Genomic DNA, 13,762 nt, shown 5'->3' on the forward strand with positions numbered 1-13,762 from the left:
CCGGTGGGGTTGGTGTCCTGCTCCGTACTGGGTGGGGGTGCCCTGACGGTCCGCGGGGGCTCCCGGGGGGGGGCCGGGGTACGTCCCCGGGCCCGCGTCCCGGCCCGCGCTACCGCGAGGACTTCCGCTTCCGCCACGACGCGCGCTCCGGAGCGGGGGCCGCCGTCGACGGCGGCTCGAAGCGGGGCTGCGGCTGGGGCGTGTGCGTCTCCTGCTTGGGGCGCTGGGGGGTGAAGTGCACGGGCAGGGTGTTCAGGCGGCTGGACACCAGCGAGGTGGTGACGGACAGCTCGCTCTCCGGTACGGCGAGCGTCACGTCGGGCAACCGCGCCAGCAGCGTGTCGATGGCCGTGTCGGCGATGGCCCGGCCGATGTCCATGCCGGGGCACTCGTGCGGGCCCTGGCCGAAGGCGAGGTGCGAGCGGTTGCCGTGCACGGGCGTGGACAGGTCGGGGCGGACGGCCGGGTCACGGTTGCCGGCGGCCAGGCCGAGCATGACCATGTCGCCGCCGTTGATCTGCCGGCCGCCGAGGACCGTGTCGCCGGTGGCCCAGCGGTTCGGTACGAGCGCGAGCGGCGGGTGGTCCCACATCACCTGGTCGAGCGCGTCGGGCAGCGTCATCTGACCGCCCGCCAGGTTGCCGCGGAAGCGGCGGTCGGTCAGCACCATGCGCAGCGTGTTCGCCATCAGGTTGGCGGTGTTCTCGTTCGCGGCGACGAGGGCGTGGCGCAGGTGCTGCAGCACCTCGTCGTCGCTCAGGCCCGCCTCGTGGCGCAGCAGCCAGCTGGCGAGGTCGTCGCCGGGGGTGTCCTTCTTGCGCCGGATCAGCTCCTGCATGGTCTCGACGACGATCTGGTTGCTCTTCAGGGCGGTCTCGCTGGGCCGGACCATGTCGCGTACCGCCTCGCCCAGCGGCAGCGCGTCCTGCTCGGGTATGCCGAACTGCCGGCTCAGCACCAGGATCGGCAGCTTCTCGGCGAAGTCGGTCACCAGGTCGGCCCGGCCGGCCGCCGCGAACGCGTGCAGCAGCCGGTCGGTGTAGCGCACCACGTAACGGCGGTTGCCGTGGCGGTTGATGCGCGCCAGGCTGTCGGTGACCGCGCTGCGCAGCCGCGCGTGCTCGTCGCCGTCGGCGAAGGCGATCACCGGCTGGTACGCGGTGATGGGCAGCAGCGGCGAGTCGGGCGCGAGGCGGACGTTCCACCGGCGGGAGTCCGCGGAGAACAGCAGCGGGTTGCGCAGCACGTCCAGGTTCTCCTGGTGCCCCAGGACCAGCCAGGCCCGTACGTCACCGGGAAGCAGAACGGGAGCCACCGGCCCGTGTTCCTGGCGCAGCTTCTCGTACAGACGGTGCGGTTCGCGTTCCGCCTCGGGGCCGTAGAGCCGTCGCAGCCCGTCGGCTCCCGTCGCGTGCGCGGGGCATTGCGGGGGTGGGGCCGGCAGGGACGAGGTGCTGGGGGCGCCGGGAAAGGGGCTGGTCACAGGTCCTCCGAGAAGCAACGGCGGGGCAACGCGCAGCATATCGCCGGTCCGCCCCGCGCCCGCAGGCAGCCCGCGGGCGCGGGACGGACCGGTGGGCGCCGCGGATTCCGGTATGTACGTTCCGCCGCCGCGGCGCGAATCCGGCTGCCCGGCAGGGGAGTTCCGGTCCCACCACGGCGACCGGGCCCGGCGCAAGGGCCGAAGAGGAGATTCCGCGGCGGTCCCGGAGCGGCACGCCCCCTTTACGGCTCTTCGCCAACAATTGATCATGATGGGGCCCGGCAGATCCGGACGGAGGCCGCCCAGGGCGTCGCGGGAAAAGGAGGCACCGGTGGTGCGACGCCGGAGCGGCGCGGCGACCTGGCGCGGCGTCTCCTGACGGAACCGCCGGAGCGTGCCGCACCTCCCGGTGCGGTACCTGGCCTGAGCAAAGGATGATTCGTGGCAGTAGCGGTGCAGTCGGTCGGTTCAGAGTCGGTTCCGCGCGCGCCCGGGGCGGTGCCGCTGCTCGGGCACGCGTTGAGCTTGTTGCGCGATCCCTTCGGATTCCTGACGTCACTACGGAGGCACGGGGAGCTGGTGCGACTGAATCTCGGCACGATGCCGATCTACGTCGCCACCTCGGCTGAGCTGGTCCACGAGGTGACGGTGCGACAGGCCAGGTCCTTCGAGAAGGGACGTTTCTTCGACCGGTTGCGCCCCCTGGCCGGCAACGGCCTGGCGAACGCCAACGGCGAACTGCACCGCGCGCACCGGCGCCTGATCCAGCCGATGTTCTCCAAGGACCGCATCGCGGCCTACTCCGCCACCATGAGCCGCAACGCGCGCGCCTTCTCCGACAGGTGGACACCCGGTCAGGAACTCGACGTCGCACACGAGATGGCCGCCTTCAGCATCGAGACGCTCGCCTCGACGATGTTCTCCTCGGACATCGGCCTGCCCGCGGTGGAGGCCATACGCGAAAACCTGCCGATCGCGCTGAAGAACCTGCTGGTCCGCGCGGCGTCCCCGAAGATCCTGGACCGGCTGCCGATCCGGCCCAACCGGCAGTTCGACGCCGCGGTGGCGGAGCTGCGCCAGGTCATCGACGAGGTCATCAGGACCGCGCGTGCCGAGCCCACCGGGCACGACGACCTGCTGTCGCTGCTGCTCGCGGAGCGCGACGGGCTGTCCGACACCGAAGTCAGGGACGAGCTGAGCACCATCCTGTTCGCCGGCGCGGAGACCACCGCGGCCACCCTCGCCTGGACCTTCCACGAACTGGCCGGACACCCGGAGGTGGAGCGGCGACTCGTGGCGGAGATCGCGGAGGTCGTCGGCGACCGGCCGGTGGCCATCGAGGACGTCCCCCGGCTCCAGGCCGTCCGCCGGGTGCTGGACGAGGTGATCCGGATGCGCGGCGTGACCTTCCTCATGCGCAGGACCACCGAACCCGTGGTCCTGGGCGGCGCCGCCCTGCCCGCCGGCACCGAGGTCGGCTTCAGCCTCTACGCCCTGCACCGGGACCCGAACGTGTACGCCGAACCCGACCGCTTCGACCCCGACCGGTGGCTGCCCGAGCGGCAGCGGGAAGCCGGACTGGGGCGCGAGGCGTTCATCCCGTTCGGCGCGGGCAACCGCAAGTGCATCGGCGACCAGTTCATCTACACCGAGGCGACCATCGCCCTGGCGACCTGGCTGCCGCGCTGGAAGCTGGTGCCCGTCCCCGGTCACACCCCGAAGCAGGTCGCCTCGGCGGTGGCGGCGGCCGACCGCATCCCCATGACGCTCACCCCGCGCCACGCCTGACCGCCGCCCCTCGGTACGTGCGGCTCGCGTCCGTGACGGCGAGCCGCACGCAGCGGAAATATCCCGGAAGGCCGGAAAGCGGCCCGGCGGCTAGAATTGTCGGCAGGTACTTTCGGGTCTCGCGAGAGCCTGCCATTAGCCCAAGGCTGCGCATTCCCCATGAGGCGTGTGATTTCCATGTGCGGTCTTGCCGGGTGGGTGAGTTTTGGACGTGACCTGACCGCGTATGCGGACGTCGCACGGCGGATGACCGAGACCATGGCCTGCCGCGGTCCGGACGCGAGCGGGCTGTGGGTCTCGGAGCACGCCCTGCTCGGGCACCGCCGGCTGGCCATCATCGACATCGAAGGCGGACGGCAGCCGATGACCGGCGCGGACGACGCCGGGACCGAGGATTCGCCGGTCATCACCTACACCGGCGAGGTCTACAATTTCCGCGAGCTGCGCGAGGAATTGCGAACCCTCGGGCACGCGTTCCGCACGTCCAGCGACACGGAAGTCGTACTCCGCGCCTACTTGGAGTGGGGAGACGGATTTGCCGAGCACCTCAACGGCATTTACGCCTTCGCACTGTGGGACCCGCGCTCCCGTGAACTGCTGCTGATCCGCGACCGAATGGGCGTCAAGCCCCTCTATTACCACCCGACCGCCGACGGCGTGCTGTTCGGTTCCGAGCCGAAGGCGATCCTCGCGCACGAAGAGGCCGAGGCGGTCGTGGACGCCGACGGCCTCAGCGAGATCTTCAGTATCGTCAAGACCCCCGGGCACGCGGTGTTCCGCGGTATGCACGAAGTCCTGCCGGGAACCGTGCTGCGCTTCACCCGGGACGGGAGCGACGTACGGACCTACTGGAAGCTGACGGCCCGCCGGCACACCGACGACCTCGACTCCACCGTGGCCACCGTCCGCACCCTGCTGGAGGACATCGTCGAGCGCCAGCTCTTCGCCGACGTCACCGTCGGCACCCTGCTCTCCGGCGGCCTGGACTCCAGTGCCGTCACCGCGCTCGCCGCCGCCTCCCGCGCCCGGCGGGGCGTACGCGAACCGGTACGCGCCTTCTCCGTCGACTTCACCGGCCACCAGGAACGCTTCCGGTCCAACGTGCAGTGGGAGGATCCCGACACCCCGTTCGCGGTCGAGGTAGCCGGGCACGTCGGCGCCGAGCACATCATCGTGGAGCTCGCCAACGACGACATCCTCGACCCCCGTGTCCGCGACGCCGTCCTGCGCGCCCAGGACCTGCCGGTGTCCACCGGTGACATGGAGTACTCCCTGTTCCTGCTCTGCAGGGCGCTCAAGGAACGGATGACGGTGGCGCTGTCCGGCGAGGCGGCGGACGAGCTCTTCGGCGGGTACACCTGGTTCCACTCCCCGGAGGCGGTCGGCCTCGACACCTTCCCGTGGCACCACCCGTTCGAGCAGGCGGGAGGCATCGGGGCCCTGCGCGAACTGGGCCTGTGGGAAAGGCTGGGGCTCACCGCGTACGTCGAGCGGCGGTACGCCGAGGCGATGGCCGAGGTGCCGCGGCTGGTCGGCGAGACGGGGCACGAGGCACGGATGCGCGAGATCACGTACCTCAACCTCACCCGCTGGGAGAACTTCCTCTTGGACCGCAAGGACCGGATCAGCATGGCGGTCAGCCTGGAGGTACGCGTCCCGTTCACCGACCACCGCCTGGTGGAGTACGTCTACAACACTCCCTGGGCCATGAAGAACTTCGACGGCCGGGAGAAGAGCCTGCTACGCGCCGCGATGCGCGGCCTGCTGCCGGACTCGGTACTGGACCGCAAGAAGAGCCCCTACCCCTCCACCCAGGACCTCTCCTACGAACGCGCCCTGCGCCGGATGGTGGCGGACCTCCTCACCCCGGACGCGCCGGTGCTGCGCCTGGTCGGCGAGGACCGGGTACGCGGCCTCCTGGCCCGGCCGGAGGGCGCGTACGCGGTCGGCGGCCCGTGGAGCGCCCGCGCCGTACTGGAACGGCTCGTCGAGTTCGACGCGTGGGTGCGCGCCTACGACGTGCGGGTCGACATCCAGTGAGCGCACGGCGCCCCGCCGTTCCGCGGGGCGCCGCCGTGACTTACTTCTTGGCGGGCATCGGTATGCCGAAAGCACTGCCCGCTTCGCCGCCGGCCGCGCAGGCCGTGCCGTTGTAGCTGTCGGCGAAGGTGCCGACGAGATGGGTGTACGCGTCGTAGTTCTGGGTGTCGGGCAGCCCCTCCCGCACCCTGAACCGCAGCTGTACGTTGACGGACTCGCGAGGCTTCAGCGTCCGCGGCCCGGGTACGGGGCCCGAGGTCTCACCGTCTGCCTGGCGCAGCGTCTTCCAGGACTTCTGCGCGGCGTCCCAGTACTGCAGGTCGCCGTAGGGGCGCAGGTCGTGCTCGCCCTCGTTGTAGACGTAGCTGTCCAACCGGGCACTGAGGCCGAACGACTTCAGCTCCTTCGCCGAGACGTTGGTGAGCGTGGCGGTGTAGGTGTTCCAGTGGTTTCCGAGGGTGATCGACTGGGGTATGCCGAAAGACCGCCCCACGAGGGCGTTGTTCTGGTAATTCCCGTTGGAGACGTCCGAGCAGCTCGGGAGATCCGCGGCAGGGGCTGCCTGCGTTGCGGGCGCGGCGGCCACCGCTGCGGGGAGCAGGGCGGCCGTCACGGCAGTGACCGACAGAGCGCGGCGCAGTTTCATGGAGTTCTCCTTCTCGGTTCGAGGATTCATGGGTCCGGCGGGTGCTGCGGGTCCGGGGAGGAGGACCAGGACACCCGTGGCCGCGCGAGTGCCGCCTACGCGGCGGCGCCCGGGCCGGCCACGGCCTTCCGGCGGCGTACGGCGAAGACCGTGCCCGCGCCGACGGCCACCGCTGCGGCGCCCGCGAGAGCGACCGCCGGGAGCGCGGCGGAAGACCCGGTCGCCGCGAGATGGCCGCCGCCCTGCGGCTTGACGCCACCACCGGGCCCGGAGCCGTCCGCACCACCGCCGGGCGCGGCGCTCTGGCCGGGTCCGGCCGAGCCGCCCGGCTCCTCGGGCTTGGCGGTCGGTGTCTGCGTGGGCTGCGCGCCCCGGGGGAGGATGGTGAAGTCGGACCAGGCTTCCTTGGCCGATCCGCAGGAACCGTCGCGGTTGCGGAAGTCGCCCGCGGCGAGCGCGAATCCGGTGCCGGGCTTGGCGTCCTTGACCGCGCGGGTGCGCAGCCGCAGTGTGACGGTGTCGTGTGCGCCGATCTCGAAGAAGCCGAACAGGTCCTCGGGCTCCGCGTCGCGGAAGGTCTTCCAGGTATCCGTCTTCTCGTCGCGGTACTCGGTCTCCAGCTGCCCGTACGGCCACTCGACGTTGTCGTGCGGGGACACGCGCAGGAACGGCAGGACCTTGTCCATGGACGTGCCGGTGGTGTTGGCAAGCGTCATGGAGAACGGGGACCAGGCGCCGCCCGCAGCCAGCCGGGACGGCAGCCCGCGGACCGCCACACGCAACTGGTCGGACGCGAACGCGCAGGTCTGGCCCTCGTTGTCGTCGGACGTCGTGCCCTTGCCCGACGCGGTCCCCGCGCCGGTGTCCGCACCGGACTTCCCGGCGGCCGCAGGCGGCGTCCCCGGAGTCCGGCGGGAAGCCTCGGCGGCACCGTTGGACGTTGCGCCACCGTCGTTCGCAGCGCCGTCGTTCGCCGCGGAATCCGCCCCGCGGCCGGCGGGCGCGGGGGAGTCGGACGGGCCGGGAGAGGCAGGGGTCCGAGAACCGGTCTCCGCCACCGGTCCGGCCGCGAACGAGACGGCGGGCGAGGCCAGTACCGCGGCGGGCGCCAACACGGCGGCCGCCGCGGCGGCCGACAGAGCGCGGCGAATTTTCATCCAGCGAACCTCTCTGTTCCTAAGTGCCGCCTGAACAGCACAGGTTGACGTGCGTCGTACTCGGATCGTGCGTCACGTGTGGATGCGTACGTACACCTACTCACCCCCCGTATGAGGGCTCACGCGACGAAAGAGTTGCCCACTTGGCATTCTGGAGGGACGCGTGAGGTGCGGGGGAGCAGATGCCCGAAAGATTGTCCCTTGGGGCCATTGAGGCCGACGGAGGGCGTGTCGCCCTGCCGGGACGGTCAGCCTTGTGGTGCCGCGGCCTGTCCGGCGCGCTCCAGGTGGGCTCGCAGGGTGGTGGCGAAGTCCTCCGCCCGGGACAGCTGGACGCGGAGCTTCTCCACCTGGTCGGACGCGGCCTGCTCGTAGGTGCGTACGCGTTCCAGCAGGGCCGTCCTCTCCCCGGCGTCGAGACCGGTGCCGGCGTCGAGGCGCTCGGTGGCGTCCAGCAGGTCGCGCATCTGGTCGAGCGTGAAGCCGAGGGGCTTCATCCGGCGGATCACCATCAGGCGCGCGACGTCGGCTTCGGTGTACAGGCGAAATCCGCCCTGGGAGCGGGCGGAGGGAATGACCAGGCCGGCTTCCTCGTAGTGCCGGATGGTGCGCAGGGACAGCTCGGTCCGTGCGGCGACCTCGCCGATCTGCATGTGCTCGCTGCCCACGTACGCGCCTTCCTCGTCCCTCGCCCCTCGCCCCTCGCCCCGAGCGGCGGCCGCCGGCAGCCACCCGCATCTCTACCCTAACGTTAGGGTAGGGTTGACCGTCGCCGGGACCGGCCGGCAGGTGCGCCGTCTCCGCCCCGGGCACGGGACGCCCGCCGCGCTCTGTGGCGTGCCGGCCCCCTCCGGCACCGTTACGACTGCCGCCACCGTTACGACTCCGGCCCGTCCCGCACGGGCTTCGCGAGGAGCCGCTCCGGCCTCTCGCCCTCCCGCACGCCCAGATGACGCCCGGCGTGCCCGAGCACGTCAGGTACCTGATCTTGTCTACGCCCGCACTGTCCCCGGCCGCGCGCCTGCGCGGCCTGCGCCCCGACTGGCTGTCCGACCCGAAGGTGTGGCGCACCGAGATCCTGGCCGGACTGGTGGTCGGGCTGGCGCTGATCCCCGAGGCGATCTCCTTCTCGGTCATCGCCGGGGTCGACCCCGCGATCGGCCTGTTCGCCTCCTTCACCATGGCCGTCACCCTCTCCGTCGTCGGCGGGCGCCGGGCGATGATCTCGGCGGCGACCGGCGCCGTCGCGCTCGTGATCGCCCCGCTCAACCGCGAGCACGGGTTCGGCTACCTGGTCGCCGCGGTCATCCTGGCCGGGGTCTTCCAGGTGATCCTGGGCGCGCTCGGCGTGGCGAGGCTGATGCGGTTCGTCCCCCGCTCGGTGATGGTCGGCTTCGTCAACGCCCTCGCCGTCCTCGTCTTCATGGCCCAGGTTCCCGAGATGTACGACGTGCCCTGGGCCGTCTACCCGCTGATCGTCGGCGGGCTCGCGCTCATGGTGTTCTTCCCCAAGGTCACCAAGGTGATCCCGGCCCCGCTGGTGTCCATCGTCGTCCTCACCGCCATCACGGTCGCCGCCGGGATCGCCGTACCGACCGTGGGCGGCAAGGGCGAACTGCCGTCCTCCCTCCCCGTGCCGGGCCTGCCGGACGTGCCGTTCACGCCGGCCACCCTGACCACCATCGCCCCGTACGCCTTCGCCATGGCGCTGGTCGGCCTGATGGAGTCCCTGATGACCGCCAAACTCGTCGACGACATCACCGACACCCACTCCAACAAGACCCGCGAGTCCGTCGGCCAGGGCATCGCCAACATCGTCACCGGCTTCTTCGGCGGCATGGGCGGCTGCGCCATGATCGGCCAGACGATGATCAACGTGAAGGTCTCCGGGGCCCGCACCCGCCTCTCCACGTTCCTCGCCGGCACGTTCCTGATGGTGCTGTGCATCGTCTTCGGCCCGGTGGTCTCCGACATCCCGATGGCCGCGCTCGTCGCCGTCATGGTCATGGTGTCGTTCGCGACGTTCGACTGGCACTCCATCGCGCCCAGGACCCTCAAGCGGATGCCCGCCGGCGAGACCACCGTCATGGTGCTCACCGTCGTGGTCGTGATCGCCACCCACAACCTCGCCGCCGGCGTCGTCGCCGGCTGCGTCACCGCCATGGTCATCTTCGCCAAGCGCGTCGCCCGCCTCGCCGAAGTCACCCCCGTCACCGACACCGGCAGCGGCACGGTCGTCTACTCCGTCACCGGGGAACTCTTCTTCGCCTCCTCCAACGACCTCGTCGGACAGTTCGCCTACGCCACCGACCCCGACCACGTCGTCATCGACCTGTCCGCCGCCCACATCTGGGACGCCTCTTCGGTCGCCGCCCTCGACGCCGTCGAGACGAAGTACAAGCAGCGCGGCAAGACCGTCGAGATCACCGGCCTGAACGATCCGAGCGCCACCCTCCACGGCAAGCTCACCAGCCACTGAGCCCCCTTCGGTACGAGAACCCCGCCCGCCGTCAGACGAAGATCACCGGGGGTGCACAATGCCCTGTGTGCCGATAAACACTCCCAAGCCGGCGACGCTCGACGACGCCCGACTGGTCAGCCGTACGCTGGCCCGCGCCTTCGACGACGACCCGATGATGCGCTGGTTCTTCCCCGACGACTCCTCCCGCGATGCCGGGCTGGGCCGTTACTTCACCACCCTCTTCACCCGGCAGTACGCCCACCACGGCGTGTGCGAACGCACCGAAGCGGCGGCCGCCTTCTGGGTACCGCCGGAGGGGCAGGAAAAGGCCGTCCCCGACGCGGAGACCATCCAGGAACTCCAGGACATCCTCGGCGACCGGGCGCCGCTGTTCCGCGACGCCGTCGAGGCGGCCGCCGAGCACTCACCGACCGAGCCGCACTGGTACCTCGCGGTGATCGGCGCCGACCCGGCCGCCCAGGGCCAGGGTCACGGGGCCGCCCTGCTGCGTTCGGGACTCGCCAAGGCCGACGCGGCGGGCCTGCCCGCCTACCTGGAGTCCTCCAAGCCGGCCAACCTCCCCGTCTACGAGCACTTCGGCTTCACCGTGCGCGAGGAAGTACAGCTCCCGGGCGGCGGCCCGGTGCTGTGGTCCATGCGCCGCGAACCCCGAACACCGGCCGGCGTCTGAGGACCGCCGGACCGCCGACACCGAACGAACGGCCCGCCGACGCGCAAGCGCCGACGGGCCGTACCGACGCCCCCTCCACACCGTTCACCCGGGCGACACGGCAAAGGGGGCCTTCCAGCGACGGGAGAAAACATGACGATGCGGAACGGCGCGAGAGTCATATCCGTCTTGGTGGTCATGGTGGCGGCGGTGTTCGGCTCGCGGTCTGTCATCCCCGCCGCGGCCACGGATCCTCTCGCGTTGAAACAGGAGAACCCCGAGGAGCTGTACTTCGTCGCGTACGAGAACAGTGCCCGGTACGAGGCCGGCGGCACTCCGTATCAGACGGTCCTGTATCCCGGCGACAGCAGCAAGGTCGAGCGGCCCCGCGGTGTCGTCGCGGAGTACGACCTCTCCGAAGTCGCGGGCAAGGTCAAGGTCACCGCACTTCACCCGCGCTGCCGAAAGGCCGGTCACATCGTCACCTGCCGGTTGGGTGACGACGAAGGCGCGTGGCGTTTCAGGCCCTTCCGCATGACTCCGTATCCCGACGCGCAGGGCGGCATGGCCGGGTCCGTCTCCGAGAGATACACCAGCCGCAACGGTCCCGGGCTGACCCACTCGGCCAGGATCCACATCGGAGTGCCTGAATTCCGTACGCGGGTTCACCAGGACGTGGAATTGCCCCGTTCGGAACGGGGCGCACCGCCGCCCATCACACCCGCCTTCGTCAACGCCGGTTCGACGCGGACGCCGGGCAAGGTCGTCCTGCGGATCTCGGTCGCCGACGACGGCCACAAGGGCCGGTTCCAGTCGCCGAGGTTCGCGCCTTCCTTCAGCAACTGTTCCTACCCCGAGTCGGAAACCGGGACGGAAGTGATTTTCTGTGAGTTCCCGGGGCCTTTGGAAGCGGGGCAGGCATACGAGACGGACGCGCCGCTCCAGGCACGCAACCCCGACTGCTGCCAGGTCAGGGGCGCCTACACCTACGACGTGTGGGCGGAAGGGAACGAACCCCTCGACGCGACGGTCCAGGGCAGCCACCCCTTGCGGGGAAGCGGCCCCGTGCTCGGTCTCAAGCCGGTCGGCGCCGACACCGTCACCGGTGGCACCAAGGCCAGGATGGGCTTCCGGACCGAGGGCTTCACCGTGCCCGAAGGCTGGAGCTTTCCCGAGAAGACCATGAAGATCCGGGGCAAGGTGGGGGAGTACGTCGAGACGGACGTCCTCCAGGCGGACAGCGCCGACGGGGTCTTGCAGCGGGCCTCGCTCCGGGTCCGGCTCCCAGAGGGCACCTCGATGGCCCCGCTCCCGCTGGAGCGGCACGCCTCCGACTTCTCCTACTGCTCAGGAAGGGGACGGGAGGGGACGTGTGCCAATGGCTACCCGTCCATCCTCCGGGTGCGCATTGACCGCCCCGTCCCCGGCGCCGAGGGCCGGATCAAGGCGCCGGTGCCGTCCGGCGACGAGAATCCGGACGACAACGAGCGGCCCGTCGAGCTGGAGATCACCGGCGTCGCGGCGAGCCCGCAGCACGACCCGCCCGACTGGGTGGCGCGCTACGACGACCCCGCCAGGAAGCCGGGCGCGGGCGAGTCCAAGGCCGCGGACAAGGCCGCGCACGGCGTACCGGTCCGGCTGGCCTCCGCCGCGACCGCCGCGGTCGTCGTCGCCGGGCTCGCGGTCCTGGCCGTACGCCGGCGGCGCAGGCGGCAGCGCTCGAACGACGACGGCTGACCGGAGCGGTGCCGGAGCCGGAGTGCGGCGAGAACCCTGGACGGCGGCTGAACGCTCGTATAGTTTCCTGAACATGCGTTCAACGCCTTCCTCTCCGGACCACTCCGCCTCCGAGGACGACCGCACCACACGGGCCCGCATCCGCGACGAGGCACTGCGCCTGGTCGCCGCGCACGGGCCGGACGCGGTGAGCGTGCGGCGGATCGCCGCGGCGGCAGACGTCTCACCGGGCCTGGTGCTCCACCATTTCGGCTCCAAGGACGGGCTGCGCGAGGAACTCGACCGGCACGTGCTGGAGCGCTGCGATGCGCTCCTCGGCGAGCTGACCGGTGAACGGCCGCCCGGCGCGGAAGGCTCCCTGGCCGAGGCGCTGGCCGGGCACTTCCCTCCCGAGTCGCCGCTGCCCGGCTACCTGCGGCGGATGCTCACCAGCGACGGCGACGCGGGCCGGCAGCTGTTCAGGCGGCTGTACGAGGTGAGCCGGGACCGGCTGGACGGCATGGTGGCGGCCGGGACGGCGTCGCCCGGCCAGGACCCCGCCGTACGGGCCGCCTTCCTGCTGGTCAACGACCTTGCCGTGGTGCTGCTGCGCGAACGCCTCACCGAGGCGCTCGGCGTCGATCCGCTGACCGCGGAGGGAACGGACCGCTGGGCGCCGGAGGTGATGGCCGTCTACGCGGCGGGCATCGGCGCGCGGACAGGGGGACCGAAGTGAAACACCGTGACGCGCACGCACCCTTGGTGGCGCGGCCGAGCTGGTTCTTCGGCAGCGGCGCCACACGAGCCGAACGGGCGCTCGCCTGCCTGGCGGGCGCGGTCGGCGTCTGCTTCCTGTTCTGGCACACGCGGAACCTGGACTGGCCGTGGTGGAAGTACGCGGTCGCTGTGACGCTGGTCTTCGATCTCGCGGGCGGAGTGGTGGCCAACGGCCTCGACGCCGCCAAGCGCTTCTACCACGGCCCGCTGCCGCTGCCGCCGACCCGTCTGAACCGTTTCCTGCACCACGAGGTCGGCTTCGCCGCAGCCCACCTCCAGCCGGTCGTCATCGGCCTGCTGTTCGGGGGCCCGTGGTGGTGGGGGCCGCTCTGGTACGGCTGGGCGCTGACCGGTGTGGTGCTGGTCAGCCGCGCGCGGCGCTACCTCGCCCGGCCGGTGGGGCTGTTCGCCGTGCTGGCCGGCGTCCTGGTGGCGCCGTCACTGCCCGCCCCGGCGGGCTTCGCCTGGCTCCCGGCCGTCCTGCTGCTCAAGCTCGTCCTCGCGCACGCCGTACCGGAAACGCCGCTGCGGCCGGGTTCCCCCACCATTACCCCGTGTCACCACCAGGCCCAATAGGGCCCATGGCCGACGACGAGACGAGCCCTCTGATCAAGAACGGGGACACCGGGTCCACGCTGCCCCGGGGGGCGACGGGCTTCTTCCGGCCGAAGGACGGCCCGCTTCCGAAGACCGACGGGGCGTTCCGGAGAGGAGTTCCTGGCGCCACCGGCCTGGTCCCGCGCCTTCACCGACGCGGGCTGCGTGGTCCTGAGCGCGGAACAACTCGCCACGCCACTCTCCGCCCTGGACGCCTCGACGCTCACCGAGGGCGCATGGCGGGAAGCGCGCCACCACGACATCACCACGTTGGGCTGCGTCCTCTTCAACGACTGGGACTGACGAGCGTCCCTGGTGCGTACGTCGGCCGGCGGGCCGCACCCCCGTGATGTTTCCGGCCCGCCGACCGCGACGCATCCCAGCTTTCGGTACCCGGAGTTGATGCGCACGGCTGTCATCTGCCCTG

At 71.1% G+C, this 13,762-nt stretch carries 12 protein-coding genes; 8 read left to right on the forward strand and 4 right to left on the reverse strand.

Annotation, left to right across the window (positions count from 1 at the left end; genetic code table 11):
- Window positions 1–109: 109 nt before the first annotated feature.
- Window positions 110–1,483 carry a cytochrome P450 gene (locus ACH4K4_RS26255; RefSeq protein WP_398170532.1) on the reverse strand — a complete coding sequence of 458 codons (1,374 nt, stop codon included), beginning with the start codon at window positions 1,481–1,483 and terminating at the stop codon, window positions 110–112.
- 453 nt (window positions 1,484–1,936) lie between these two features.
- Between ACH4K4_RS26255 and ACH4K4_RS26260 the strand changes: the two genes are divergently transcribed.
- Together ACH4K4_RS26260 and asnB are read left to right on the forward strand one after the other, a co-directional pair.
- The gene (locus ACH4K4_RS26260) at window positions 1,937–3,271 is read left to right on the forward strand and encodes a cytochrome P450 (protein ID WP_398170646.1); all 1,335 of its coding nucleotides are present in this window, start codon (window positions 1,937–1,939) and stop codon (window positions 3,269–3,271) included.
- A 177-nt stretch (window positions 3,272–3,448) separates the two neighbouring features.
- Window positions 3,449–5,311 carry an asparagine synthase (glutamine-hydrolyzing) gene (asnB, locus tag ACH4K4_RS26265; protein ID WP_398170648.1) on the forward strand — a complete coding sequence of 621 codons (1,863 nt, stop codon included), beginning with the start codon at window positions 3,449–3,451 and terminating at the stop codon, window positions 5,309–5,311.
- Window positions 5,312–5,351: 40 nt separating this feature from the next.
- Here the strand turns inward: asnB and ACH4K4_RS26270 are convergent, their stop codons facing one another.
- From ACH4K4_RS26270 to ACH4K4_RS26280, 3 genes are all read right to left on the reverse strand, one after another.
- Window positions 5,352–5,957, reverse strand: coding sequence for a hypothetical protein (locus tag ACH4K4_RS26270; RefSeq protein WP_398170533.1), 606 nt, complete (start codon window positions 5,955–5,957; stop codon window positions 5,352–5,354).
- A 95-nt stretch (window positions 5,958–6,052) separates the two neighbouring features.
- Window positions 6,053–7,114, reverse strand: coding sequence for a hypothetical protein (locus tag ACH4K4_RS26275; protein WP_398170535.1), 1,062 nt, complete (start codon window positions 7,112–7,114; stop codon window positions 6,053–6,055).
- A 248-nt stretch (window positions 7,115–7,362) separates the two neighbouring features.
- On the reverse strand, window positions 7,363–7,782 hold the full coding sequence (locus ACH4K4_RS26280; protein ID WP_398170536.1) for a MerR family transcriptional regulator: 420 nt from the start codon (window positions 7,780–7,782) through the stop codon (window positions 7,363–7,365).
- A 320-nt stretch (window positions 7,783–8,102) separates the two neighbouring features.
- On the opposite strand from ACH4K4_RS26280, the gene ACH4K4_RS26285 reads away from it, so the two are divergent.
- The 6 genes from ACH4K4_RS26285 (at window position 8,103) to ACH4K4_RS26310 (ending at window position 13,638) form a co-directional block, all read left to right on the forward strand.
- Window positions 8,103–9,593, forward strand: a complete 1,491-nt coding sequence (locus tag ACH4K4_RS26285; RefSeq protein ID WP_398170538.1) for a SulP family inorganic anion transporter — start codon at window positions 8,103–8,105, stop codon at window positions 9,591–9,593.
- Between the two features lie 58 nt (window positions 9,594–9,651).
- A complete protein-coding gene (locus ACH4K4_RS26290) occupies window positions 9,652–10,266 on the forward strand; it encodes a GNAT family N-acetyltransferase (protein WP_398170539.1) in 615 nt (204 codons plus the stop codon).
- Between the two features lie 132 nt (window positions 10,267–10,398).
- The gene (locus ACH4K4_RS26295; protein WP_398170540.1) at window positions 10,399–11,982 is read left to right on the forward strand and encodes a hypothetical protein; all 1,584 of its coding nucleotides are present in this window, start codon (window positions 10,399–10,401) and stop codon (window positions 11,980–11,982) included.
- A 73-nt stretch (window positions 11,983–12,055) separates the two neighbouring features.
- Entirely contained in the window at window positions 12,056–12,697 is a 642-nt protein-coding gene (locus ACH4K4_RS26300; RefSeq protein WP_398170542.1) for a TetR/AcrR family transcriptional regulator, read from the forward strand.
- Entirely contained in the window at window positions 12,694–13,314 is a 621-nt protein-coding gene (locus ACH4K4_RS26305; RefSeq protein ID WP_398170543.1) for a hypothetical protein, read from the forward strand. The genes ACH4K4_RS26300 and ACH4K4_RS26305 overlap by 4 nt, the downstream gene beginning before the upstream one ends.
- A gap of 186 nt (window positions 13,315–13,500) precedes the next feature.
- A complete protein-coding gene (locus ACH4K4_RS26310) occupies window positions 13,501–13,638 on the forward strand; it encodes a hypothetical protein (protein WP_398170545.1) in 138 nt (45 codons plus the stop codon).
- Window positions 13,639–13,762 lie beyond the last annotated feature (124 nt).

This window comes from Streptomyces sp. NPDC017529 (assembly GCF_044329785.1).
Taxonomy (GTDB): domain Bacteria; phylum Actinomycetota; class Actinomycetes; order Streptomycetales; family Streptomycetaceae; genus Streptomyces.

Bases quoted from the DNA above. Each gene is read 5' to 3' on its own strand.
- asnB (WP_398170648.1), top strand. From the start codon at position 3,449: ATGTGCGGTCTTGCCGGGTGGGTGAGTTTTGGACGTGACCTGACCGCG.
- ACH4K4_RS26270 (WP_398170533.1), bottom strand. From the start codon at position 5,957: ATGAAACTGCGCCGCGCTCTGTCGGTCACTGCCGTGACGGCCGCCCTG.
- ACH4K4_RS26275 (WP_398170535.1), bottom strand. From the start codon at position 7,114: ATGAAAATTCGCCGCGCTCTGTCGGCCGCCGCGGCGGCCGCCGTGTTG.
- ACH4K4_RS26290 (WP_398170539.1), top strand. From the start codon at position 9,652: ATGCCCTGTGTGCCGATAAACACTCCCAAGCCGGCGACGCTCGACGAC.
- ACH4K4_RS26295 (WP_398170540.1), top strand. From the start codon at position 10,399: ATGACGATGCGGAACGGCGCGAGAGTCATATCCGTCTTGGTGGTCATG.
- ACH4K4_RS26300 (WP_398170542.1), top strand. From the start codon at position 12,056: ATGCGTTCAACGCCTTCCTCTCCGGACCACTCCGCCTCCGAGGACGAC.